This is a genomic window from Pseudomonas spirodelae (assembly GCF_034653255.1).
Lineage (GTDB): Bacteria > Pseudomonadota > Gammaproteobacteria > Pseudomonadales > Pseudomonadaceae > Aquipseudomonas > Aquipseudomonas spirodelae.
The window spans coordinates 126,385-150,637 of sequence record NZ_JAYEET010000057.1 but is presented as its reverse complement, the minus strand read 5'-3'; the positions used below and the strand labels follow the sequence as shown (position 1 = coordinate 150,637).

General features: G+C 57.7%; 25 protein-coding genes and 1 pseudogene. 17 read left to right on the top strand and 9 right to left on the bottom strand.

The genetic code is table 11. From position 1 onward, the window contains the following. The 7 genes from SOP97_RS19765 to SOP97_RS19735 all read left to right on the top strand — a co-directional run. Positions 1 to 382 (top strand): EamA family transporter (locus tag SOP97_RS19765; protein ID WP_322950553.1); only part of this gene is annotated, 382 nt, incomplete at its 5' end. Positions 383 to 468: 86 nt separating this feature from the next. Then, positions 469 to 1,839, top strand: coding sequence for an adenylosuccinate lyase (gene purB, locus SOP97_RS19760; RefSeq protein ID WP_322950552.1), 1,371 nt, complete (start codon positions 469 to 471; stop codon positions 1,837 to 1,839). Positions 1,840 to 1,917: 78 nt separating this feature from the next. Then, the gene (locus SOP97_RS19755) at positions 1,918 to 3,084 is read left to right on the top strand and encodes a ribosomal protein uL16 3-hydroxylase (RefSeq protein WP_322950551.1); all 1,167 of its coding nucleotides are present in this window, start codon (positions 1,918 to 1,920) and stop codon (positions 3,082 to 3,084) included. Then, positions 3,077 to 3,502 (top strand): GNAT family N-acetyltransferase, encoded by a 426-nt coding sequence (locus SOP97_RS19750; protein ID WP_274089169.1) that lies wholly within the window; start codon positions 3,077 to 3,079, stop codon positions 3,500 to 3,502. The genes SOP97_RS19755 and SOP97_RS19750 overlap by 8 nt, the downstream gene beginning before the upstream one ends. Before the next feature lie 8 nt (positions 3,503 to 3,510). Continuing rightward, on the top strand, positions 3,511 to 4,152 hold the full coding sequence (locus SOP97_RS19745; RefSeq protein ID WP_274089168.1) for a DUF7931 domain-containing protein: 642 nt from the start codon (positions 3,511 to 3,513) through the stop codon (positions 4,150 to 4,152). Then, complete coding sequence (locus SOP97_RS19740; protein WP_274089167.1) at positions 4,149 to 4,958, top strand: secretin N-terminal domain-containing protein; 810 nt, start codon at positions 4,149 to 4,151, stop codon at positions 4,956 to 4,958. The genes SOP97_RS19745 and SOP97_RS19740 overlap by 4 nt, the downstream gene beginning before the upstream one ends. Positions 4,959 to 5,602: 644 nt before the next feature. Next, the gene (locus SOP97_RS19735) at positions 5,603 to 7,198 is read left to right on the top strand and encodes an isocitrate lyase (protein WP_274089166.1); all 1,596 of its coding nucleotides are present in this window, start codon (positions 5,603 to 5,605) and stop codon (positions 7,196 to 7,198) included. A 453-nt stretch (positions 7,199 to 7,651) separates the two neighbouring features. On the opposite strand, the gene SOP97_RS19730 is transcribed toward SOP97_RS19735, so the two are convergent. Next, a complete protein-coding gene (locus SOP97_RS19730; RefSeq protein WP_322950550.1) occupies positions 7,652 to 8,971 on the bottom strand; it encodes a Na+/H+ antiporter family protein in 1,320 nt (439 codons plus the stop codon). 275 nt (positions 8,972 to 9,246) lie between these two features. On the opposite strand from SOP97_RS19730, the pseudogene SOP97_RS20485 reads away from it, so the two are divergent. From SOP97_RS20485 to SOP97_RS19720, 3 genes and pseudogenes are all read left to right on the top strand, one after another. Further along, a pseudogene (locus SOP97_RS20485) lies at positions 9,247 to 10,533 on the top strand (PDC sensor domain-containing protein); the annotation flags it as partial. 102 nt (positions 10,534 to 10,635) lie between these two features. Next, the gene (locus tag SOP97_RS20480) at positions 10,636 to 11,391 is read left to right on the top strand and encodes a methyl-accepting chemotaxis protein (protein ID WP_411912094.1); all 756 of its coding nucleotides are present in this window, start codon (positions 10,636 to 10,638) and stop codon (positions 11,389 to 11,391) included. 113 nt (positions 11,392 to 11,504) lie between these two features. Beyond that, positions 11,505 to 12,101 carry an NADPH-dependent FMN reductase gene (locus SOP97_RS19720; protein WP_274088725.1) on the top strand — a complete coding sequence of 199 codons (597 nt, stop codon included), beginning with the start codon at positions 11,505 to 11,507 and terminating at the stop codon, positions 12,099 to 12,101. A 27-nt stretch (positions 12,102 to 12,128) separates the two neighbouring features. Here SOP97_RS19720 and SOP97_RS19715 read toward each other — a convergent pair whose 3' ends face one another. Genes SOP97_RS19715 through SOP97_RS19700 form a run of 4 tightly spaced genes read right to left on the bottom strand, consistent with a single transcriptional unit; the run spans position 12,129 to position 14,739 of the window. Further along, positions 12,129 to 13,448 (bottom strand): sensor histidine kinase, encoded by a 1,320-nt coding sequence (locus tag SOP97_RS19715; RefSeq protein ID WP_274088724.1) that lies wholly within the window; start codon positions 13,446 to 13,448, stop codon positions 12,129 to 12,131. Continuing rightward, positions 13,445 to 14,113, bottom strand: coding sequence for a response regulator transcription factor (locus tag SOP97_RS19710; RefSeq protein WP_274088723.1), 669 nt, complete (start codon positions 14,111 to 14,113; stop codon positions 13,445 to 13,447). The genes SOP97_RS19715 and SOP97_RS19710 overlap by 4 nt, the downstream gene beginning before the upstream one ends. Beyond that, the gene (locus tag SOP97_RS19705; RefSeq protein WP_274088722.1) at positions 14,114 to 14,431 is read right to left on the bottom strand and encodes a PepSY domain-containing protein; all 318 of its coding nucleotides are present in this window, start codon (positions 14,429 to 14,431) and stop codon (positions 14,114 to 14,116) included. It abuts the gene before it with no gap. Next, positions 14,431 to 14,739: a PepSY domain-containing protein gene (locus tag SOP97_RS19700; RefSeq protein ID WP_274088721.1), complete on the bottom strand. Its 309-nt coding sequence runs from the start codon at positions 14,737 to 14,739 to the stop codon at positions 14,431 to 14,433. Before SOP97_RS19700 ends, SOP97_RS19705 begins: the two co-directional genes overlap by 1 nt. 193 nt (positions 14,740 to 14,932) lie before the next feature. Between SOP97_RS19700 and SOP97_RS19695 the strand changes: the two genes are divergently transcribed. From SOP97_RS19695 to SOP97_RS19680, 4 genes are all read left to right on the top strand, one after another. Next, positions 14,933 to 16,012, top strand: a complete 1,080-nt coding sequence (locus SOP97_RS19695; protein WP_274088720.1) for a patatin-like phospholipase domain-containing protein — start codon at positions 14,933 to 14,935, stop codon at positions 16,010 to 16,012. Between the two features lie 219 nt (positions 16,013 to 16,231). Next, the gene (locus SOP97_RS19690) at positions 16,232 to 16,501 is read left to right on the top strand and encodes a hypothetical protein (RefSeq protein ID WP_274088719.1); all 270 of its coding nucleotides are present in this window, start codon (positions 16,232 to 16,234) and stop codon (positions 16,499 to 16,501) included. Between the two features lie 185 nt (positions 16,502 to 16,686). Continuing rightward, entirely contained in the window at positions 16,687 to 16,914 is a 228-nt protein-coding gene (locus SOP97_RS19685) for a DUF1272 domain-containing protein (RefSeq protein ID WP_274088718.1), read from the top strand. Positions 16,915 to 16,968: 54 nt separating this feature from the next. Continuing rightward, positions 16,969 to 17,184: a DUF2970 domain-containing protein gene (locus SOP97_RS19680; RefSeq protein WP_274088730.1), complete on the top strand. Its 216-nt coding sequence runs from the start codon at positions 16,969 to 16,971 to the stop codon at positions 17,182 to 17,184. Position 17,185: 1 nt separating this feature from the next. Here SOP97_RS19680 and SOP97_RS19675 read toward each other — a convergent pair whose 3' ends face one another. Then, on the bottom strand, positions 17,186 to 18,298 hold the full coding sequence (locus SOP97_RS19675) for an ABC transporter substrate-binding protein (RefSeq protein ID WP_322950549.1): 1,113 nt from the start codon (positions 18,296 to 18,298) through the stop codon (positions 17,186 to 17,188). Positions 18,299 to 18,448: 150 nt separating this feature from the next. Between SOP97_RS19675 and pnuC the strand changes: the two genes are divergently transcribed. Together pnuC and SOP97_RS19665 are read left to right on the top strand one after the other, a co-directional pair. Next, positions 18,449 to 19,015: a nicotinamide riboside transporter PnuC gene (gene pnuC, locus SOP97_RS19670; RefSeq protein WP_274088717.1), complete on the top strand. Its 567-nt coding sequence runs from the start codon at positions 18,449 to 18,451 to the stop codon at positions 19,013 to 19,015. Then, positions 19,012 to 19,563: an AAA family ATPase gene (locus tag SOP97_RS19665; protein ID WP_274088716.1), complete on the top strand. Its 552-nt coding sequence runs from the start codon at positions 19,012 to 19,014 to the stop codon at positions 19,561 to 19,563. The genes pnuC and SOP97_RS19665 overlap by 4 nt, the downstream gene beginning before the upstream one ends. Here SOP97_RS19665 and SOP97_RS19660 read toward each other — a convergent pair. Further along, on the bottom strand, positions 19,531 to 19,998 hold the full coding sequence (locus SOP97_RS19660) for a DUF3429 domain-containing protein (RefSeq protein ID WP_274088715.1): 468 nt from the start codon (positions 19,996 to 19,998) through the stop codon (positions 19,531 to 19,533). The two genes, SOP97_RS19665 and SOP97_RS19660, sit on opposite strands and share 33 nt — an antisense overlap. A 342-nt stretch (positions 19,999 to 20,340) precedes the next feature. On the opposite strand from SOP97_RS19660, the gene queD reads away from it, so the two are divergent. Then, a complete protein-coding gene (gene queD, locus SOP97_RS19655) occupies positions 20,341 to 20,697 on the top strand; it encodes a 6-carboxytetrahydropterin synthase QueD (RefSeq protein ID WP_090241991.1) in 357 nt (118 codons plus the stop codon). A gap of 124 nt (positions 20,698 to 20,821) precedes the next feature. Here queD and ligA read toward each other — a convergent pair whose 3' ends face one another. Both ligA and zipA read right to left on the bottom strand, forming a co-directional pair. Next, positions 20,822 to 23,191 (bottom strand): NAD-dependent DNA ligase LigA, encoded by a 2,370-nt coding sequence (gene ligA, locus SOP97_RS19650; protein ID WP_274088714.1) that lies wholly within the window; start codon positions 23,189 to 23,191, stop codon positions 20,822 to 20,824. A gap of 61 nt (positions 23,192 to 23,252) precedes the next feature. After that, positions 23,253 to 24,074 carry a cell division protein ZipA gene (zipA, locus tag SOP97_RS19645; RefSeq protein WP_274088713.1) on the bottom strand — a complete coding sequence of 274 codons (822 nt, stop codon included), beginning with the start codon at positions 24,072 to 24,074 and terminating at the stop codon, positions 23,253 to 23,255. Positions 24,075 to 24,253 lie beyond the last annotated feature (179 nt).

The window sequence follows — 24,253 nt, the reverse complement described above, 5'->3', positions numbered from 1 at the left end:
CCTGGCTGCATTCGCGTTTGTTTCGATTCGAGAAATGAGCGACACCGAGCCGGCGTTTCGGATCGTGTTCTATTTTTCACTGTTCAGCGCGCTGATCTCGGCCATCCCCCTGGCTTGGGCCTGGCAACCGCTGTCGCAGCATGACCTCGGGCTATTGCTGATGATCGGTCTACTGGCGACTGCCAGCCAGATCATCATGTCCAGGGCTTACGCCCTTGCGCCACCAGGCCTGATCGGCCCCTTTGCTTACCTGGCGATCGTCTTTGCCGGCGTTATTGCCTGGTGGCGCTGGGATGAAAGCCCTGACCTGACCTCATGGTTTGGGGCTGCGCTGATTTTCAGTGCCAGCTTGTTATCCATTGCGCGGCGCGTGCGCGGCTGAACGGTAGTAAGCAAGCGCAATTCAGCTGCCGATTTCATGTATGATACGCGCCCTTTTCAATGCCCGATTGTCCGAGAACGCCTCCCATGCAGCTTTCCTCGCTCACCGCGGTTTCCCCCGTTGATGGCCGCTACGCCGGCAAAACCAGCGCTCTGCGCCCTATTTTCAGCGAATACGGCCTGATCCGTTTCCGTGTAATGGTTGAAGTGCGCTGGCTACAACGCCTCGCCGCCCACGAAGGTGTGACCGAGGTTGCGCCCTTCTCCGCCGAAGCACAGGCGATCCTCAACGAACTGGCAGATAACTTTGCCGTTGAGCACGCCGAGCGCGTCAAAGAAATTGAGCGCACCACCAACCACGACGTCAAAGCCGTGGAGTACCTGCTCAAAGAACAAGCGGCCAAGCTGCCTGAACTGGACAAGGTCAGTGAGTTCATCCACTTCGCCTGCACCAGTGAAGACATCAACAACCTGTCCCACGCCCTGATGCTGCGCGCCGGCCGTGATGACGTGCTGCTGCCGCTGATGCGTCAGACCGCCGAAGCCATCCGTGAACTGGCCGTTAAATTCGCCAACATACCGATGCTCTCGCGCACCCACGGTCAGCCGGCATCGCCGACCACCCTGGGCAAAGAGTTGGCCAACGTGGTTTATCGCCTGGAGCGGCAGATCGCTCAGGTTGCAGCCGTACCGCTGCTGGGCAAGATCAATGGCGCCGTTGGCAACTACAACGCCCACCTCTCGGCCTACCCGCAGATCGACTGGGAAGCCAACGCCAAGCAGTTCATCGAAGGTGACCTGGGGCTGCAGTTCAACCCCTACACCACGCAGATCGAGCCGCACGACTACATCGCTGAACTGTTCGATGGTATCGCGCGCTTCAACACCATCCTGATCGACTTCGACCGGGACATCTGGGGCTACATCTCCCTGGGCTATTTCAAGCAGCGCACCATTGCCGGCGAAATCGGTTCCTCGACCATGCCGCACAAGGTCAACCCGATCGACTTCGAAAACTCCGAAGGCAACCTGGGTATCGCCAACGCACTGTTCCAGCACCTGGCCAGCAAGTTGCCGATCTCGCGCTGGCAGCGTGACCTGACCGACTCCACCGTACTGCGTAACCTCGGTGTGGGCTTCGCTCACAGCGTGATCGCCTACGAGGCCAGCCTAAAGGGCATCAGTAAGCTGGAGCTGAACGAAGCCCGCATCGCCGCTGACCTGGATGCATGCTGGGAAGTCCTCGCTGAGCCGATCCAGACCGTGATGCGCCGTTATGCCATCGAAAACCCTTACGAGAAGCTCAAAGAGCTGACCCGTGGCAAAGGCATCAGCCCCGAAGCACTGCAGACTTTCATCGACGGCCTGGACATGCCTGCCGAAGCCAAAGCTGAGCTCAAACGTTTGACCCCTGCCAGCTACATCGGCAACGCGGTCGCTCAGGCCACGCGCATCTAAACGGCAACAGCCACCCAGACGCCCGGCTGTGCCGGGCGTTTTTATTTATGGGTATTCAACTAATTCAAGGGCTTAGCGATGAATCCTGATATTTCGCTTCAACTGCTGGGCGGGCTGACTGCGCGCGAATTCATGCGCGACTACTGGCAGAAAAAACCCTTGCTGGTCCGCCAGGCTATTCCGGGTTTCGAGAGCCCAATCTCGCCGGATGAACTGGCTGGCCTGGCCCTGGAAGAGGAAATCGAATCACGCCTGGTCATCGAGCATGGCGAGCGCCCCTGGGAGCTGCGCCGCGGCCCCTTCGCGGAAGACGCCTTCGCCGAACTGCCTGAGCGTGACTGGACCTTGCTGGTACAGGCCGTCGATCAATTCGTTCCGGAAGTGGCCGAGCTGATCGAGCAATTCAAGTTTCTGCCCAAGTGGCGCATCGACGATGTGATGGTCAGCTTCGCCGCTCCAGGCGGCGGCGTGGGCCCGCATTTCGATAATTACGATGTATTCCTGCTGCAAGGCTATGGCACGCGTCGCTGGCAGGTTGGCCAAGTGTGCGATTCCAACAGCCCGATGCTGCAACACGCGGATCTGAAGATCCTCGCTGAATTCGTTAAAACTGAAGAATGGGTTCTGGAGCCCGGCGACATGCTCTACCTGCCGCCGCTTCTGGCCCACTGTGGTACCGCTGAGGATGACTGTATGACGTATTCTGTAGGCTTCCGCGCGCCAAGCGCCGCCGAAGTTCTCACCCATTTCACCGACTTTCTCGGCCAGTTCCTGCCCGATGAAGAGCGCTACAGCGACGCCGACGCGCAGCCGACCAGCGACCCAACACAAATCCAGCGCGACGCCCTGGACCGCCTCAAAGCCCTGCTCACTGAGCACATGAGCGATGAACGCCTGCTGATGACCTGGTTTGGCCAGTTTATGACCGAGCCGCGTTATCCCGAGCTGATCGCCGGTATCGAGATCGACGAAGAGGCGTTCCTCGCCAGCCTGGAAGATGGCGCCGTGATGATCCGCAACCCCAGCGCCCGCATGGCATGGTCAGAAGTGGGTGAAGACCTGGTGCTGTTTGCCAGCGGCCAGAGCCGCCTACTTTCGGCCAGCCTGCGCGAACTGTTGAAGCTGGTCTGCGCGGCCGACGCCCTGCACATCGACAACCTGGCCCCGTGGCTCGCCGATGACGAAGGGCGTAACCTGCTGGTTGAGCTGGTCAAGCAAGGCAGCCTGGAGTTTTCTGATGAGTGAGATCCACGTTCGCCTGGCTGACTGGCAAAAGGACAACGCTGACCTGCGGCGCATTCGTGAAACCGTGTTTGTGGCGGAACAAGCGGTGCCGCCGGAGCTCGAATGGGATGCCGAGGACGCCGAAGCGGTGCACTTTCTGGCACTGGAAGGCGACTATCCGGTTGGTACGGCGCGCTTGCTGGCCGATGGGCATATTGGCCGAGTTTCAGTGCTTAAGGATTGGCGCGGGCTGAACGTTGGCGTGGCACTTATCCAGGCCGTAATCGAAGAAGCGGAACAGCGCGGTTTGAAGCAACAAATGCTCAGCGCGCAAGTGCACGCCACCGCCTTTTATGAAAAGCTCGGGTTTGCCATCGTCAGCGGTGAATACTTGGAAGCTGGCATCCCTCACGTGGACATGGTGCGTAACAGCGCCTAAAGGCCAATATGAACGACGAAAACGCCCCGAGTGAACCAACCGAACCGCTGGAACCTACAGAGCTTCCCGCCATCGAGTTTCAGTCATCGGGGCGTTTTGCTGTGCATAATCCGGCCACCCACAGCCCCGACAGCCCGCGTGCAGAACCGGCGCCGTTTACCCTCGGTGCGCACCCGACGCTGGAGCGTTTCAGCCAACCCGAACAGGCCCGCGCTCACGCCCTGGCTCTGTTACAGCAAGCTCAGCGCAGCCTGTGTATCTACAGCCACGACTTAGAACCCTGGCTCTATCACCACAGCAGCGTGCAAGACGCCTGTACCCGTTTTCTCCTGGCCAGCCCGCGCAATCAACTGCGCATTCTGCTGCGCGATCCCAGCCGCGCGGTGAAGGATGGCCACCGCCTGCTTAGCCTTTCCCGCCGCCTGTCGAGCAACCTGCAGATCCGCAAGCTGCACCCGGACTACCCCAATGAGGCGCTGGCGTTTCTGCTGGCCGATGACCGTGGCCTGCTGCTGTTGCCCGAACTGGGCCAAGCGAGTGGCTACGCCCTCTACCAAGACCCCGGCCGCAACCGTCAGCGCCGCGCGCAGTTTGATCAAGCCTGGGACACCAGCATCACCGACGCTGACTTACGGAGTTTTCTGCTATGAAGGTTCGTGCCCTACTCGCCACCGTGCTGCTGAGCTGTAGCCTGTTTGTCAGTGCTGCCACCGAGGTGATTCCGTTGAACTTCCGCACGGCCGATGAGGTGCTCGGCGTGGTGCAATCGGTGCTGGGCCAGGAAGGCAAGGTCAACGCCTACGGCAACCAACTGATCGTCAATGCCGAGCCAGCGAAAATTGCTGAAATACGCGCTCTGCTGCAACAGCTCGACACTGAACCACGGCGCTTGCTGATCAGCGTCGACACCAATGAGTCGGGCTTTCAGTCCGACCGCGGCTACCGCGCCGACGGCACAATCAGCGCCGGCGATGCCGAGGTACAGATCGGCCAGGGCGAAATCAATGGCCGTGATCAGGTGCGCATCATCCGCCGTAGCACCGACAGCCGCAGCGGCGGCACCCAACACGTGCAGGCTACCGAGGGTTATCCGGCGCTGATCCAAATCGGCCAGAGCGTGCCGCTGACCACCCGCGGCCGCGATACTTACGGCCAGCCCTACAGCACCACTCAATACCGCAATGTCACGCGTGGGTTTTATGTCACGGCGAGCTTGAGTGGTGAACGGGTGCACATCACCATAAGCAGCAACCGCGACCGCCTCAGCCAATCACAGCCCGGCGTTATCGATGTGCAAAGCACCGATACGCGAGTCAGCGGGCGGATCGGTGAGTGGATCAATATTGGCGGTGTCAGCGAGCAAAACCAGGGCGAACAGGGCGATTTCCTGCAACGTCGTTCGACCCATGGCCGTGAAGACATGAATATTCGCGTCAAGGTCGACGTGGTGGATTGATCCGAGCGCAACTCAAGCTGGGGCACTAATCGCCTGCCATTCAATGCCGAGACCACTCATCAGCTGCTGCCAGCAGGCGGCGGCACAGTCGTCACCCGTAAACATCCCTGCGCTGGCCTCCTCCCCTGGAACCCGCTGGATAAAGCCGTAGAGGCTGACCTGCCGGTCGCCAAAAAAATTATGTAGTAGTCACTAGAAAGGCACTACAAAATAATTGACGAACACTTTTTGCGGAGGCATGATGGCCCCGCTCCCGCTAATCAGAGGTGCTGAAAGGCCCTCCGGATCGCGCTCCAACTTACCGTCAGAGCCGATTTGTGTTGTAAAGCCCACAAGGCCGTTCGATGAGATTGCGACTGGAACGAAGTTGTCCTGAGGGACGGGGAAGCGTTTAGCAACAGTGTGCATCACTCGTAGCAGATCGGCCCAACGGAATCTTTGGATCCGTTAGCCAGCAAATGATCCAGGGTCATTTGTAACCGCTGCAGCCAGCGCCCTGTTGAGCTTATGTCCCCTCTCCCGGATTAATTCCGTCTCACGTCAATTTCTCAACGCTCTGCAGTTGGCTACAACAACCTCCAGCAACACAGGTGTTCAGTGGGGAAGTCGGTGCTCAACCAAACACATACTTTGAAGGATTGACCATGTCAGCTTATCAAAACGACATCAAAGCCGTTGCCGCCCTTAAAGCCGCTGCTGGCAGCAGCTGGAGCGCTATCGACCCTGAGTCCGTAGCCCGCATGCGCGCTCAGAACCGTTTCAAAACCGGTCTGGAAATCGCTCAGTACACTGCTGACATCATGCGTAAAGACATGGCCGAGTACGATGCTGACTCCTCCGTCTACACCCAGTCCCTGGGCTGCTGGCATGGTTTCATCGGTCAGCAGAAGCTGATTTCGATCAAGAAGCACCTGAAGACTACTAACAAGCGCTACCTCTACCTGTCGGGCTGGATGGTTGCTGCTCTGCGTTCGGATTTCGGTCCGCTGCCGGATCAGTCCATGCACGAGAAAACCTCGGTTTCCGGCCTGATTGAAGAGCTGTACACCTTCCTGCGCCAGGCTGACGCCCGCGAATTGGACCTGCTGTTCTCCGCGCTGGATGCTGCCCGCGCTGCAGACGACAACGCCAAAGCGGCTGACATCCAGAAGCAGATCGACAACTACGAAACTCATGTAGTGCCAATCATCGCCGACATCGACGCGGGTTTCGGTAACCCAGAAGCCACCTACTTGCTGGCTAAGAAGATGATCGAAGCGGGTGCGTGCTGCATCCAGATCGAAAACCAGGTGTCTGACGAGAAGCAGTGCGGTCACCAGGACGGTAAAGTAACCGTTCCTCACGCCGACTTTATCGCCAAGATCAACGCTGTTCGCTACGCGTTCCTCGAGCTGGGCATCGACAACGGCGTGATCGTTGCGCGTACCGACTCCCTGGGTGCTGGCCTGACCAAGCAAATCGCCGTGACCAAAGAGCCGGGCGACCTGGGCGACCAGTACAACTCCTTCCTCGATTGCGAAGAAGTTTCTGCTGCCGATCTGGGCAATGGCGACGTCGTGATCAACCGTGGTGGCAAGCTGCTGCGTCCTAAGCGCCTGCCTTCCAACCTGTTCCAGTTCCGTGCTGGCACCGGTGAAGCGCGTTGCGTACTGGACAGCATCACGTCCCTGCAGAACGGCGCTGACATGCTGTGGATCGAAACCGAGAAGCCACACGTCGGCCAGATCGCAGAAATGGTTAACGAAATCCGTAAAACCATCCCGAACGCCAAGCTGGTTTACAACAACAGCCCATCGTTCAACTGGACGCTGAACTTCCGTCAGCAGGCCTTCGACAGCATGGCTGCAGAAGGTAAGGACGTTTCCGCCTACGACCGCGCCAAGCTGATGAGCGTCGATTACGACGAAACTGAACTGGCTAAGTTCGCTGATGAGCGCATCCGCACCTTCCAGCGTGACGCGTCTGCTCAGGCCGGTATCTTCCACCACCTGATCACCCTGCCGACTTACCACACCGCCGCGCTGTCCACCGACAACCTGGCCAAAGGCTACTTCGCAGACCAAGGCATGCTGGCCTACGTGAAAGGCGTTCAGCGCGAGGAGATCCGTCAAGGTATCGCCTGCGTCAAGCACCAGAACATGTCCGGTTCCGACATCGGCGATGCGCACAAAGAGTACTTCGCTGGCGAAGCAGCTCTGAAGGCAGGCGGCAAAGACAACACCATGAACCAGTTCAGCTAAGAACCGGTTCACTCAACCGAGGCCACGATCAAGGTTGAGTGTGTTGAAAAGAACCCCAGCAGAAATGCTGGGGTTTTTTTATGCGTGTTGTAGTAATGACGTAAAGGCCACAGGGCACACGATCACTCATGTCGACCTTGTCTGTAGCGCTTAGTCACGCCTTGTGCTGACGCGTCGCCTTGGCGAAGTCAGCATGGCGCACACTCAAACAAGTGCATCGCAGCAAAGGCGCAGATGCTCGCAATCAGCCGCTAACAGCTGAAATGCCGGGGCACTAGAAGCAACCGTCATCAACTCATGCAGGAACGTCATGGCGGGCGCCTACCTGCAACGAAAACCCCGCAACATGGCAAACCCTCTGCCGCCCAAATAAAAACGGGGCTACCGACTTATCGGTAGCCCCGCTCAAAGGCTAAACGCCTGACACTCGCTAGGCAGATAAGCCGTGCCGAATCAAAGCACCATTGCTGCGACCCAACCAAACACCAGCAGTGGCAGGTTGTAGTGCAGGAAAGTCGGCACAACACTGTCCCAGATATGGTTGTGTTGGCCATCGACGTTAAGACCAGCAGTTGGCCCCAAGGTAGAGTCAGAAGCCGGCGAGCCGGCATCGCCCAGCGCGCCGGCGGTGCCAACGATGCACAGGATGGCAAGTGGGCTGAAGCCCAGCTGCAGACCCAGCGGCACGAAGATCGCCGCGATGATTGGCACGGTGGAGAACGACGAACCGATGCCCATGGTCACCAACAGGCCGACCAGCAGCATCAGCAATGCACCCAGAGCCTTGTTGTGGCCAATCAGTTCGGCCGCGCTCTCAACCAGGTTTTTCACATCACCCGTGGCCTTCATCACTTCGGCAAAGCCGGCAGCGGCGATCATGATAAAGCCGATCATGGCCATCATTTTCATGCCTTCGGTAAACAGCCCGTCAGCCTCTTTCCAGCGCACCACGCCTGATACCGAGAAAATCACGAAACCAGCCAGCGCGCCGATGATCATCGAGTCTAACCACAGCTGCACAACAAAAGCAGCCGCAATCGCCACGCCAGCCACCAGCAGGCTCAACGGGTTGTAGACCACATCCACGCGCTCGGCCTGCTCTATCTTGCTCAGGTCGTACACGCGCTTTTTACGGTAGCTGAACAGCACGGCGATCAACAACCCGCAGAGCATGCCCAGCGCCGGGATGGCCATGGCTTTGGTCACTTGCAGGCCAGTGATATCAACGCCGCCGCTGGCCACATTGGCCAGCAGGATGTCATTGAGGAAAATGCCGCCAAAGCCTACCGGCAAAAACATGTAGGGCGTGATCAAACCAAACGTCAGCACGCAGGCGATCAAACGGCGGTCAAGCTGCAGCTTGCTCAATACGAACAGCAAGGGCGGCACCAGCAACGGGATAAAGGCGATATGAATCGGCAGGATGTTCTGTGAAGAAATCGCCACAACTAGAAGCAGAGCGATCAGCAGCCATTTAAGCAGCCCGGCACTGTTCGTGTCCTGCTTGCCGACCATCGCCAGCGCTTTATCCGCCAGCGCGTGGGCCAAGCCAGATTTGGCGATCGCCACGGCAAAAGCGCCCAGCAAGGCGTAGGACAAGGCAACCTTGGCGCCGCCGCCTAGGCCGTTGTGAAATGCAGTCAGCGAGCCTTCAAGGCCCAAACCACCCAGCAGGCCACCGGCTAATGCACCGACTATGAGGGCTACAACCACGTGCACGCGGCACAAGCTGAGGATCAGCATAATCCCCACTGCCGCAACGACTGCGTTCATCGATTTACTCCCGCTTTTGAATAGGTCCGTGAAGGTTTCAACCTTCTCTGGATGCTGCGCCGGCTTGGCGAGGGCGCGTACTCTGCACAAAGCTGAACGAGCTGTCAAAACGCCTGTAAAATATTTAACACAAGCTGTAACTGATTCGATTACTCTGAACGCTAAAAGCGCTCTGCTGGCCTGTAACTTGCTGTGCTTTAGTTGCTGTAAAACTTAAAGAAAAGCGCCTAAGCGCCGATAGGCGCTAGAAGCCTCAGTCATATAAGGTCCTGAAAATGCTGTTCAGCCGACTCTCTATTCAGTTGAAGATCACCCTGCTGGCGGGCTTATGTCTGCTGGCCATTGTCGCCGTCTTAGTCTCTGCGTCGGTCATTCAAGCATCGAGCAGTGCTGACCTGGTCAAGCAGGCCAGCTCAAAAATGCTGCAAGAGTCCGCACAGCTGCGCATGAACGCCCGCGGGGAGTCTCAGGCACTGCAAATTCAGCGCTATTTTATGGATGCCTACCAATACGGCCGCAGTGCCACGAACCAGGTTCTGTTTATTCGCGAGCAGGCGGAAAAACGCTTTCTGGATGCCTTCGACCTGCGTGAAGACCTGACTCGACAAGTGCGCAGCGCACTAGAGAACAACCGCAGCCTGCTCGGTGTTTATGCGGTATTCGAGCCCAACGCGCTCGACGGTAAAGATGAACTGTTTGCCGACCAGGCGGAATTGGGCAGCAATGATAAAGGCCGCTTCTCCATCTATTGGGCACAAGGCGATAACGGTGAGCTGGTTGCTGAGAGCATGACCGAAGAGAGCCTCGGCGACACAACGCCAGGCATTAGCGGAGCGCCATACAACGCGTGGTATACCTGCCCTATTGAAAAGAAAAAAGTCTGCTTGCTCGACCCCTATATCGATGACACCGATGGGGTGAAAACCCTAATGACCAGTATTGCCTTTCCCCTAGAGCAAGGGGGCAAGGTCATCGGCGTGCTGGGCGTGGATATCAGCCTCGCCAGCCTGCAAGAGCTGAGCAACGAAGCCCATCAGGGACTGTTTGATGGTGCCGGGCATGTCAGCATCATCAGCCCTGCCGGGCTGCTAGCCGGTCACAGCCGTGACAGCGCTCTGCTTGGCGGCAAGCTTGATAAAGCGTTCAGTGCTCAGCACGGCGAGATTCTCAGCCTGCTGGCCAATAATCGCCCTGAAGCCTTGCACCACGAAGGTGCGTTACAGGTGCTGCAACCGCTGCTGCCCATTCCTGATGCACAGCCGTGGGGCGTGCTCATCGAAGTCCCGGAGAAAGTCCTGCTTGAACCTGCCGCTCGGCTTGAAGCTGAAATGGATGCCATGGGCACCCGTAACAGTGCCACTTCACTCGGCCTGGGTTTGGCCGCAGGTGTGGTGGGTATCTTGCTGATCTGGCTCACGGCTCTGGGCGTGACCCGGCCGATTCTTGGTGTGGCCGCCATGTTGAAAGACATCGCCAGCGGTGAAGGCGATCTGACTCGCCGCCTGGAATACGCCAAGAAGGATGAGCTGGGCGAGCTGGCCAGCTGGTTCAACCGCTTCCTCGACAAACTGCAGCCAATTATTGCCGACGTTAAACACAGCGTGCAGGACGCCCGCAGTACGGCAGATCAGTCGGCGCTGATCGCCAGCCAGACCAGCGATGGCATGCAGCAGCAGTACCGCGAAGTCGATCAAGTGGCTACAGCCTTCCAGGAAATGAGTGCCACCGCCCAAGATGTCGCGCACAACGCCGCCCAGGCAGCCGAAGCCGCGCGCACCGCTGACCAAGCCAGCCGTGAAGGGATGGATGTGATCGGTAAGACCACATCAAGCATTGAGCTGCTGGCCAATGAAATGAACGTCGCCATGCAGGAAGTCGAAGGGCTGGCTGATAGCAGCGAGAAAATCGGTTCGGTACTCGAAGTGATCCGCTCGATTGCCGAGCAGACTAACCTTCTGGCCCTCAACGCAGCGATTGAAGCGGCGCGTGCCGGTGAAGCCGGACGCGGTTTTGCCGTAGTGGCCGATGAAGTGCGCAACCTGGCCAAGCGTACTCAGGATTCAGTCGAAGAAATCCGCCAGGTGATTGAAGGCCTGCAAAGCGGCACCAAGGAAGTGGTCAGCACCATGCACAGCAGCCATCGTCAGGCCCAGGGCAGCGTCGAGCAGGTCGAACAAGCGGTGGCCGTGCTGCAACGCATCAGTCAGGCCGTGAGTGTGATTACCGATATGAACCTGCAGATTGCCAGTGCTGCCGAAGAGCAAAGCTCGGTGGCCGAGGAAATCAACCGGAACGTCGCCTCGATCCGCGATGTCACGGAATCAATCTCCTCCCAGGCCGATGAGTCGGCAAAAATCAGCCAGGGTCTGAACAAACTGGCTAACCACCAGCAAAGCCTGATGGATCAGTTCCGCGTCTAGGCTTCTGGCGTGAGCTGACCAGGCAGTGCCTGTGACGACTGCCACCTTGTGACGCAGGCTAGCAATCGTTAGCCTGCGTTTTTCGTTTATGTCTGATTAACAAGAGGTGCACGATGCTCAATATCGCCTTGGTGGCCGGCTCAGGTCGCACTAACAGCCAATCGGGCAAAGTTGCCCGATTCTTGCGTCAGCGCCTGATTCAATTGGGCTTCACCGATGATGCGCAGAGCAGCGTCATTGACCTGGGTCTTGCGCCACTGCCGCTCTGGCCTGCCGAGGATGCGGGCCCGTGGGGGCTGTACAGCAAGCAACTGGCAGCAGCTGATGCCGTAGTGATTATCTCGCCGGAGTGGAATGGCATGGCCTGCCCGGCCATCAAAAACTTCTTTATCTACGCCAGTAAGGTTGAACTGGCGCACAAGCCTGGACTGCTCGTGGGCGTCTCATCGGGCGTTGGCGGGGCCTACCCGATTAGCGAGTTGCGCGCCTCAAGCTATAAAAACTGCCGGCTCTGCTACCTGCCCGAGCACTTGATTGTGCGCGGTGTCGAAAAGGTATTGAACACCCCCGAGCCCAGCAGCGAAGACGATCAGCGGCTGCATGCGCGCATCGATTATGAGCTGGATATTCTGGCCCAGTACGCACACGCCCTGCGCCCGGTTCGCGCCAATATCGACATGAGCAACCCGGCCTTTGCCAACGGTATGTGAACCTTACGTTGTGCGCACTTGGTGAATTCAGGTGCGCTTCAACGGCAATGTGACCCTGACGCGCAACCCACCTAACGGGCTTTCCGCCAGTTGCAATTGTCCACCCCAGGCATCGACGATATCGCGCACGATGCCTAAACCCAGGCCGTGCCCCGCCACCTGCTCGTCTAGGCGACTGCCGCGACTGAGCACCTCTTCACGCTGAGCGGCGTCAATGCCCGGCCCGTCATCATCAATGAGCAATTGATAACCGTGCGGATGCCGACTGATCTGCAACTGCACCTGGCGATCGGCCCATTTGCAGGCGTTATCCAGCAGATTCCCTAGCAGCTCCAGCAGGTCTTCACGGTCCCAGGGCAATCGCAGTTCGGGTTCGGCTTGCCAGCTGAGTTCCAGATGATGGCCGTGGATCATCGCCAGGGTTGCGAATAGCTCAGGCAACTCGCTGGCACACTCGAAATGAGCCCCCGGTAATGCTTCACCCGCCAGGCGTGCACGGCCTAGCTCACGGCTAATACGCTGCTGAATATGCTGCAGCTGGCTATTGAGGCTCTCGCGCAACTCTGGCAACTGTTTGAGCTCCTCACGGGAGGCCAGGCTGACCAGCACCGCCAAGGGCGTTTTTAATGCGTGTCCGAGGTTGCCCAAGGCATTACGTGAACGTTTCAGAGTGTCTTCGGTGTGCGCCAGCAGGTGGTTGATCTGCGCCACCAGCGGCTCAAGCTCAAGCGGTACCTGCTGATCCAGCTGGCTGCGCTGGCCTTGTTGCAGCTGCATGATCTGCCGGCGAGTCTGCTCCAGCGGCTGCAACGCACGACTGACAATCAGGCGCTGCAGCAACAAAATCAACAGCAGAGCGGCAACGCCCAACCCCAGGACAACTTTCTGCACGTGGCTGAAACTGTTGAGCATCGGGGTATAGTCACGCGCCACATGGATCATGATGTTCTGGCCATAGCGTTGATAGTCGGCGCGGTACACCAGCCACTCCTGCCCTTGCGGGCCGTCAGCCAGCTCGTCCTGCAAGCCTTCAGCCTCAGCCGTGTTTAGCTCACGATCCCAGAGCGAACGTGAACGCCAGCTTTGCTCGGCAAGGTCGATGCGAAAATACAGGCCCGAGTACGGCCGCTTAAATGCTGCGCTCAGCCGGCGCTCGTCCAGCTGCAGGCCGTTGGGGCCACGCACAATCGCCCCCAGCAGGGTTTGCGTTTCATCCTGCAGGGTTGTCTGTAAATAGTTACGCAAGCTGCGGTCGAACAACCACAGGCTGCTTTGCGCCAGCAGCAGGCCGACAATCAGCAGTACGCTGACCAGCCCTAGACTGAGTCGTCGCTGAATCGACCTCAAGCCGTATCCCCATTAAAACGGTAGCCCTGGCCACGCCGGGTTTCGATGATCTCGCGCCCCAATTTGCGCCGTAGATGGTTAACGTGCACCTCGATAACATTTGAGTCGCGCTCACTCTCACCGTCGTACAGGTGGTCAGCCAGATGACTCTTCGACAATAACTGCCCGGTATGCAGCATGAAGTAACGCAGCAAGCGGAACTCGGCAGCGGTCAGCTGGACCTCTTCACCATTGCGCTTAACCGTTTGCCGGCCTTCATCCAGTTGTAACCCAGCAGCCTCCAGTTGCGGCTGATTGGCCAGACCATGGGCCCGGCGCAACAATGCCTGAATGCGCAGTTGCAGTTCTTCCGGGTGAAAGGGCTTGCTCAGGTAATCGTCCGCGCCGGCCTTCAGCCCCTCAATGCGCTCAGCCCAGGAGCCCCGAGCGGTGAGAATCAGTACCGGCGTGCTGAGGCCACCTGCACGCCACTCCTGCAACACCTGCAGCCCCGGTTTGCCAGGCAGTCCGAGGTCAAGAATGATCAGGTCATAAGGCTCAGTAGCGCCTTGGTAGGCCGCATCACGGCCATCGGCTAACCAGTCCACGGCGTAGCCCTGACACGCCAGGCTGGCCAGTAACTCATCGGCGAGGGGCACATGGTCTTCAACCAGCAGTAGGCGCATTTAGTCTTCCACTTCGTCCTTGAGTACTTCACCGGTACTCGCATGTAATTCCAGTTCGCGCACAATACCCTGCCCAGTTACCAGCTCAACTTCGTAAACCAGTACACCGTCCTCTTCCTCCAGCTCGACTTCAAGCAAAACGGCGCCAGGATGACGCTGCAAAGCCATCTGCAACAGCTGTTCGAGGGGCATGATCAGCCCCTCACGGCGTAGACGCAGTGCTTCGTCCTGATCCAGATCACGCGCGCTGCTGCTGAGCGTAACCGTCAGCAGCAGACAGGCCAGGAGTGGGCGTACAAGCCAAGCAGTGATGTTCATCAATCGTCTCGTTGGTTCTTCAGCACTTGAGCGTTGGTAGCATCCAGCTCGACATCCCATTGAACACCCTGGGCATCGCGCACTTCGACCTGGTAAATGTAGCGGCCGTACTCTTCTTCCAATTCAGTGTCTTCGGTTTTGCTACCTGGGTGCAGCGCCAATGCTGCTGCGTTGAGCTTTTCAAAGGACATAATAGTGCCCGCATCACGCAGTTTTAAGGCTTCATCCGGGCCCAGGTCACGGGCTTGGACCAGGCCGGCAGTCAGTGTCAGGGCAGCAGCGGTCAATACGGCAGTCAATGTGTGCATATCCACGTTCCTTTTCACGTTGGCTTTGGGTGGCATTCAAGTTACTGCAAATGACTTAATTCAAGCTGAATGCAGCTAAGGGCGAGCTCAAAGGCTGATCAATCCATCGCTGTACGCGTCATTCACACGCTGAACGTACTTGGTCTGGCCACTCAGCGTTTTATAATCGCCGCCCTGCGCGATGGAGGCCAGCATGAGTGCGATAGTAATCAAGTCCCCTGCCCTGACGATCAGAGCCGGCAAACGCGCCCTTGCGCGCATTCGTGAGCAGGGCCTACAACCGGCAGATGTCGGTATTCTGCCCGGTGCAGCAGGCGGCCCGAAGGCCCTGGGTATTCAAGGGCTGGATCTGGCCTTGTTTGGTGATTGGCTGCAACGTGCGCCGCGTGAGCGCTCGCTGATTGGGGCATCCATCGGCTCGTGGCGGTTTGCCAGCGCCTGCCTACCTGATCCAGCTGTCGGCTTACGCCGACTCGGTGAGCTATACACCTCACAGCGCTTTACCAAAGGCGTGAGCATGAAGCAGGTATCACACAGCTGCAGCCTTATGCTGGAGCAACTGTTGGGCAGCGACGAGCCCAGCATCCTCAGCAACCCGCATTACCGGCTTAACATTGTGGTGGTGAAAAGCCATGGCCTGCTGCAGCACGATCACCGTGGCGCACTGAGCCTGGGTTTGTCTTCGGTGATTGGCAGTAACCTGATGGGCCGAGCGCGCCTGGCTAAGCACTTTGAGCGGGTGATCCTGCACGACGCCCGCCAGGCTCCACCGCTGGGCGTGCTCAATGATTTCCCATCACGCTACCTGCGACTCGACAGCGGCAATTTACGTCATGCGCTGCTGGCCTCGGGCTCTATCCCGATGATCATGCAAGGCGTGCGTGACATACCGGGTGCCGGGCCCGGAACCTACCGCGATGGCGGGCTGCTCGACTACCACCTCGACCTGCCCTTCAGCGGCGATGACATCGTCCTCTACCCTCATTTCACCGACAAGATCATCCCTGGCTGGTTCGATAAAAGCATGCCGTGGCGGCGCGGTGATGGTGGCCGCCTTCAGGATGTGCTGTTACTCGCCCCCTCACGTGAATACCTGGCACGCCTACCTCACGGCAAACTCCCAGACCGTAAGGACTTCAGCCGTTATCAGGGTGATGATGGCGGCCGTGAACGCTATTGGCGTAAGGCCATGAGCGAGAGCCAGCGCCTTGGCGATGAGTTTCTCGAGCTTGCCGAAAATGGTCGCCTTGGCGAGCGCCTTCAGCCGTTATAAGTGATGCTGTCCGCATGAAGGCCGAGGCCGAGCAGACTGGAACATTCAGTCGATATTCGTTATGCAACCGGTAAAACTGTGATTTATCGGGCAAATAGGTGCAATTTTTGGCCAACATGTGACTTAACAGTCAACTTCGTTCATCAACAGCTATGACTGGCAAGCGGAACCTACCGCCTGTCCTTGTGTATTTGGGATCACCTCGGAGAAACCGACCCCATGAACGCACCGCTGCGTTTTAACGAAGCCCTGCTGATTGCTGACCGCGCCTTTCAACCTTTCCAATGTGTGGCCTGGGCCCCGCAGGACGGTTCTGGCAATCTCAGCCTGACAGTCATTGACCGCACCAGCACTCGACTGCTCGGTCGCACTCAACTGTCGAGCAGTATCTACAGCGACCCCGTGCAGTTTGCCGACATGCTCAAACAGTCCCGCGAGCAGCTAAGCCAGCAAGGCTTCGCGCTAGAACCGTGGAGCATGCCGGAGTAATCCGCTACTTCTTGAGGGCTCTAAGCTACCGTTAGGCCACGTCCTAATTAGAGCCCTCAACGTGTGCACGGTTTAGCGAGCGCACGGCCTCGTTAAACCGCGCGCATAGCCACCGTAGAACAGTTTTGTCGCACATGAACATTTGCGTTTATGCTCAGCCGACACGTCTTTCTGCGGAGCCTTCCATGCTGCAATTGCGCCCTAACTGCGAATGCTGTGACCGTGACCTGCCGGCTGACTCAAGCGATGCCCTGATCTGTTCGTTCGAGTGCACGTTTTGTCGTGATTGCGCCTTGCACACCCATCAAGGTGTCTGCCCGAATTGCTCGGGAGAATTGCTGCAACGACCACGCAGACCAGCAGCCAAATTATTGAAATACCCCGCCTCCAGCGTGCGCGTCAATAAATCCTGAGTCCTAGCATTGCCAGATACAGCAGCTACTCTGAGCACACAGGGGGACGGCATGATGGACGATGACCAAGACAAACCGCTGACGTTAAAGGAAATGCTGCAGAGCGTTCTTAGTGCGGCGCTCGGTGTGCAGAGTGGCAAGAACCGCAGTCGGGATTTTTCCCGCGGCAAGCCCAGTCACTTCATCATTCTTGGTGTGCTATTCACGATGGTGTTTGTGCTGGTGATTTTCGCTGTGGTCAAACTCGTCTTGCACTTGGCGGGCGTCTGACTTACTGCAGCAAGGGTTTGATGGAGAAGCCGTAATCCCTGATCTGCGGCCGGTACACCGCGCTGAACTGACGAAAATCCAGCGTAGAGCCCGGCACCTTAAGCAGCTTTTGCAGGTGCGCGGCCTGTTTGACATCCAGAAGACTGAACAGCGGATCGACCCGATCCTTACCCCCGCGCGCAGCAAAATCTAGCCCCTTATGGTAATCATGCAGCATCACCATGGCCCAGCCGCCAAGGGTGAAATGCCCGCTAGCCAATACACTGAGAGTGCCGTCTATACGCGCCTGCAGCACTTCATCCGAATTGTTCAGCGCTGCCAGGTAAATATCCTTGCCCGGTTGCTTACCCAACTCCCGCGCGGCCTGCATCACGCCAAACGCCATTTCGTCGTTGGCCGACCACACAAGCCGTACTTCTGGATAACGTGCCAGCACCAGCTGCGCCTGTTCGTAGGCGCGCTGACGCTTCCACTCGCCCTGTAACACCTGCTGAAGTTTGATCTCAGGGTGCTCGCGTAAAGCGCGGCGCAGGCCATCTTCGCGCAGGGTGGCGGATGGCGTGAAGCGCACCCCTGCAAAGGCCAGCAGGCTAGCTGGCTGGCCTTCCAGCTTGCCGATCAAAGCCTTAGCCATCCAGTAACCGGCCTGCTCGTCGTTAGGCACCAGGCTGCCTATCCAGTTACGGTACTGACCACGCGAGCCGCCAATGATCTGCTGTTGTTCAAGCGTTAAGGTGCTGTGCAGGGAGAACAGCTTGATTGGGCTTTCCGCGAATAATCTGAGCAGTTGCGGCGCGGTATACATTTCATTGACGAACACTAGGTAGTCCGGCTGCTTATCTCTGGCCATTAGGCTGCGGGCGCTCTCAAGCAAGCGCTGCGAATCGCGCTCACCATAAATAACCTCTAGGTGCATGCCCAGATCATCCGCAGCAGCCTGCATAAATGCGCTGTAACTAACCCAAAAAGGCTCGTCAGAAAACCCCGGGTTAAGGAACACCACCGACGCCGGAGCCTTGCTTTTAACATGTGCGTTTTCTGCAGCGGCCAGGACTAATTGGCTGAAGACCAATAAACATAAGGTGCCAATAACAGCCAAAGCGGACCTGAACACATCGATCATCCTAAAAACGGGTGCAGAGTATATCGGCAAAGCAGTAGCCATTAGCCATCCAGCCGACAAGCGTCTTTTAGCCGCCAAGACGCCACGCCCGGCAATCGCTACAATCGCCGTCCCTTGTTACCTCTCGCTAACCGGTGATGTGTGTCCTCTCTGGAAATTATCGCTTCAGCCATTGGCATATGGGCCGTTTGGCTGACCGTGCGGCAAAATCGCTGGTGCTGGCCGCTAGGCTTGTTGATGGTGCTGATGTACGCCTGGATTTTCTATGACGGGAAACTCTACTCAAACATGCTCCTGCAGGGTGTGTATGCCGTGTTGCAAGGTTACGGTTGGTGGCTATGGACACGAGGCGGTAGCAATCACAACGGGGTGCAGGTCAGCCGGCTAAGCCCAAACGGCATATTGGCGAGCCTGGCGGTCGGTGCAATCGGTTCACTTACCCTCGGTTACCTGATGGCCACGTTCACGGACGCCGCCGCCCCCTGGCAGGATGCAGCCCTCAGCGCGTTTAGCCTGGTGGCTCAAGTATGGATGGCACAGAAACGGGTGGAATGCTGGCCCCTGTGGATCGCTCTGGACCTGCTGTTTGTCGCTCTATTTATGCAGCAGGGTCTTTACCCAACTGCAGCGCTGTATGGGGTATTTACCCTGCTAGCACTCAACGGCTGGCTAACCTGGCGACGTGACCGCGCCCTGGCTTGCGCATGAAGGTGCTGGTACTCACTGGGCCAGAATCCAGCGGTAAAAGTTGGCTGGCTGCAGAAATTCAGACGAACTTTGGTGGGCAACTGGTTGGCGAATATGTGCGGCACTTTATCGAACGCGAGCAGCGCGACACCTGTTACGCCGACATTACGACCATTGCGCAAGGGCAATTGGCCTGGGAAGACCAGGCCAGAGCTGCGCGCCCCGAGCTGCTGATTCTTGACACCCACTTATTGAGTAATCTGCTCTGGAGCCAGGCCCTGTTTGGCGACTGCCCTTCGTGGATCGAACACGCCTTGCTCGAGCGCGATTACCACCTTCATTTGCTGCTCGACCCAGTCGATGCACCGTGGGTCGATGATGGCCAGCGCTGCCAGCCGGAGCTGGCTCAGCGGCTGGCGTTCTATCAACAGTGTGAGGGCTGGTTACAGCGACATCAGCAACCGCTGCGGCGCATACAGGGCAATTGGACGCAGCGACGTGAACAGACTCTAAAGACGGTGGAGCACTGGCTCAACTCAACGCAGCAACACACTGCCCCAGGCCAGTAGCAGACTCAGGCACACGACAATCGTCAAAGGCCTGCGCAAACTGGGGTACCACTGCGGAGCCAGGCCCAGTTTGACCGCTCGCAAATCCGCAACGTACAAACCGCCGAACGCCAGCAAACATAACGGCAAGGCCAAACTGGTTGGCATGCCGCCAGTAATCGCCAGCCAACCCAACAAGGGCGGCACCACTGAAAGCCCCAGCTGCACTTGCGCCTGCTCGTTCGTATCCTCTGCACGCATAGCCAAGCCCCAGTGAATCGCCCCCATGAAAGCCAGAATCACCGCGGCATAATCCAGCAACGCCGCCAGCACCACCGGCCGCCAGCCTTCAGGGGTAATCCAAATACCCAAAGCACCGCTTACAAAAGGCACTAACCCGGCATAGCCAAGCAGCAATGCCAATTTAGGCGGGTGCGCCGCGTCAAATGGATGCATATCTTCACTCCTGTTAATCAATCCTGGATAGCCACACTTTAAGGTCATATTCGTTATTAGTAGAGGGCCGCCCTCTTAATTACTCATCTTACAGGCTGCTGCTCCCGCCCTACCGACATAGCGGCAGAACGCGTCAATCTGACCCCAATCAAAAGCCACGCCAGTTTTTCCGCAGAACACCTGATACGCGCGACCTAATGGCAGAAAAAATCTATCGACTGATGCCTGGCCATACATAAACCGTTACCCAGTTCCCACGGCACTCGGTTAACCGCGCCTGAGCTGATAATATTCGCGGCTTGCTAAGCGCGCGGTTAACTGCGCACACCTGAGAGAAATACCGTGGAATTGTTCAAAGAGTTTATGTTCGAGGCCGCGCACCGCCTGCCTCACGTCCCCGAAGGGCACAAGTGCGGTCGCCTGCATGGCCACTCGTTCAAGGTCGCGGTGTATATCGAAGGTGAGGTTGATCCTTATACCGGCTGGATTCGTGACTTCTCCGAGATCAAGGCGATCTTCAAGCCACTGTATGAGCAACTCGATCACAACTACCTGAACGATATTCCTGGCCTGGAAAACCCCACCAGTGAAGTGCTGGCTAAATGGATCTGGCAACAACTCAAGCCGCTGCTACCTGAGCTGTCGCGTATTCGCATCCACGAAACCTGCACCAGCGGCTGCGAATACCGCGGCGACTAATCGCCCAGCGCTTAGTGCGCTTACACCAGCCCGCTCTACTGGCTAGACCGCGCATAGCACCAACTCTAACCAGTCACTGCCCTCACGCGTTACGCTGGAGGGCAGTGCACAGCGGATAACGCGCCTAGAGGCCGAAGCCAGCTAAAGCTGACAAGAACTGCGCCTCGTCCATAACCCGCAGCCCCAACTCGCTGGCTTTGGCCAATTTTGAGCCTGCGCCAGGACCTGCCACCACACAGCTGGTCTTAGCCGACACAGAACCCGCCACCTTGGCCCCTAGGCTCTCCAGCTTTTCCTTGGCGACATCGCGGCTCATCACCTCCAAACTGCCGGTCAGCACCCAGGTCTGTCCGGCCAGCGGTAGGCCAGCGATAACTTTCTTCTCACTGTGCCAGTGCATGCCAAAGGCTTTTAGCTGAGCCTCAATGGCGCGCGCGCGTTCGGCATTGGCTGCGTGATCAAAAAACTCACGCACGGCCTTGGCTTGTTTCTCGGGTAAGGTCTGGCGCATGTCCAGCCAATCAGCCGCCAAGATAGCCTCCAGGCTGGCGAACTTGTCTGCCAGTTTTTGCGCACCGCCAGGCCCCACTGACGGGATATTCAACTTGTCGAGCATCGCCGCCAAAGTGACGCTGGCGCTGAACTCGGCACTCAGCTCGCCCTGCTCCTGCAGCTGCAGGCCGCACTCATCACGGCTAAGTAAGTCTGCAATCACCTGCTGGTTATGGCTGTCGGCAAAGAAGCTATGAATCTCATGTGCCACCTCCAGGCCGATATCCGGCAGGTAGGTCAGCACCTCGGGCAAGGCTTGCTGGACACGCTCCAGCGAGGCCAGCGCACGGGCCAGCACCTTGGCGGTTTCCTCACCCACGTCAGGAATCCCCAGGGCATAGATAAAGCGCGCCAGACTCGGCTGCTTGCTGTCGGCAACGGCCTGCAGCAGCTTATTGCTGGAAACCTCAGCAAAGCCTTCCAGGGTGATGATCTGCTCGTATTTCAGCTTGTACAGATCGGCCGGCGAGGCAATCAGTTGCTCATCCACCAATTGCTCGATGGTCTTGTCGCCTAGGCCTTCAATATCCATGGCACGACGCGAAACAAAGTGGATGATCGCCTGCTTGAGCTGCGCAGCACAGGCCAGGCGACCGACGCAGCGGTACACCGAGCCCTCGCTAAAGGTTTCCTTACCCTTGCTACGTTTAACCAACTGGGTGCGCTCAACGTGAGAACCGCATACCGGGCAGCTTTCAGGAATTTGCACGGGTTTGGCGTTGTCTGGGCGCCGCTCAAGCACCACCTGTACCACCTGCGGGATCACATCACCAGCGCGGCGGATGATGACCGTATCGCCGATCATCACCCCCAGACGCGCCACTTCATCCATATTGTGCAGCGTGGCATTGGACACCGTGACACCGGCTACTTTCACCGGTTTCAAGCGCGCCACTGGGGTGACTGCGCCGGTGCGGCCGACCTGAAACTCTACATCCAGCAGCTCAGTCAGCTCTTCCAGCGCCGGAAACTTATGGGCGATTGCCCAGCGCGGCTCGCGAGCACGAAAGCCCAACTCACGCTGATAAGCCAGGCTATTGACCTTGAACACCACCCCGTCAATCTCATACGCCAATGCATCACGCCGTTCACCGATATCGCGGTAATACGCCAGGCATTCCTCTGCGCCTTTGGCCAGCTTCAATTCACGGCTGATCGGCATGCCCCATTGTTTCAGGGCCTCCAGAATGCCGATATGCGTCTGCGGCAACTCACCTTGTACCTGGCCGATGCCATAGCAACAGAACTCCAAAGGCCGGCTGGCGGTGATTTTTGAGTCCAACTGACGCAAGCTACCTGCGGCCGCATTACGCGGATTAGCGAAGGTCTTGGCGCCCTGTTCCAGTTGCCTGGCGTTAAGCGCAGCAAAACCGGCCTTGGACATAAAGACTTCGCCACGCACTTCAAGAACCGCTGGCCAGCCTGCGCCCTGCAGCTTTAAGGGCACATTACGAATGGTGCGCACATTAACGCTGATGTCCTCACCCGTGCTGCCATCACCGCGCGTTGCGCCGCGCACCAGCAATCCATCGCGGTACAACAGGCTGACGGCCAGGCCGTCGAGCTTAGGTTCGCAGCTGTACTCGACCTCGGCACCGCCGCCAAACAAATCGCCCGCTGGCAAATCCAGCCCCTCACGCACCCGCCGATCGAAGTCCAACAGGTCAGTTTCAGCAAAAGCATTACCCAGGCTGAGCATCGGTACTTCATGCTTGATTTCGCCAAAGGCAGAAAGCGCCAAACTACCAACGCGCTGGGTCGGCGAATCCGCAGTGACCAGCGCCGGATGCTCAGCCTCCAGGGCTTTAAGCTCATGGAACAAGCGGTCATATTCGGCGTCTGGAATACTCGGTTCATCGAGTACGTGGTAGCGGTAGTTATGCCCATCCAGTTCGGCTCGCAGTTGCAGAATGCGCTGGGCGGCAATAGAGGCGTCGGTCATTGCGGTGTGCTCTCAAACGAAAAGAGCAGCCTTGGCTGCTCTTTCTACTTCACAGGTTAATTCAGCGTTTGTTGGTCAGCAGCTTGCGTTCATATTCAACAATGCGCTGACGGTAGTGCTCGATAGTTTGCGCCGTCATAACGCTGCGTTGATCATCCTTCAACTCACCGTTGAGTTCATGAGCAAGCTTGCGTGCGGACGCTACCATCACATCAAATGCCTGCTTAGGGTGGCGTGGGCCCGGTAGACCGAGGAAGAAGCTCACCGCACGGGTACTGAAACCTTCAATATCATCCAGATCAAACGTGCCGGGCTTAAGCGCATTGGCCATGGAGAACAAGACTTCGCCATTACCAGCCATGCTCTCATGGCGATGGAAAATATCCATCTCACCAAAACGCAGGCCACTTTCGAGAATATTCTGTAGCAACGCCGGGCCTTTGAAGCCATCGTCTTCACGGGCGATCACATGGATCACCAAGACTTCTTCAACCGGCGGCAGCTCTTTAGTGTTTTGTTTACCCTGAGCAGAAGGCTTAACTGCATCGCCATCTACTGGATTGAGCAGCGTCGGCACAGGCTCTTCCTGGCCCAAGTTGAGGTCGCCCTGCTGCGGCTCGCCGGTGCGACGGTTCAATTCACGGGCACTTAGCGACGGCAAATCTTCTTCGTCAAAACCAGGTTCATGGCTGCGATCAACAACCCGTGGCTGACTGAGCAGATCAGGGTCGCTGTCATCATCCGGCAGGTTGGCAAAACTGCGGTCAAGTTTGAACTTGAGTTTACCCTTGCCACCGCGCATTCGCCGCCAGCCATCAAACAAGATGCCAGCAATCACAATAATGCCGATGACAATCAGCCACTCGCGCAGACCGAATTCCATGAAATACCTTAACCCCTAATAATAATGTGATGAAAAAGGCCATCCCGGGCCATTTTGCTAATTCTTTTACGTGACGCCAAGCCTATGTTCTGACAAGCCTTTCCGTGCTTTTCGCAGATAAGCCTAATAACAATGCGCATTAAGCTAGCACGACGAAAGATAACTTTACACCGCCTCGC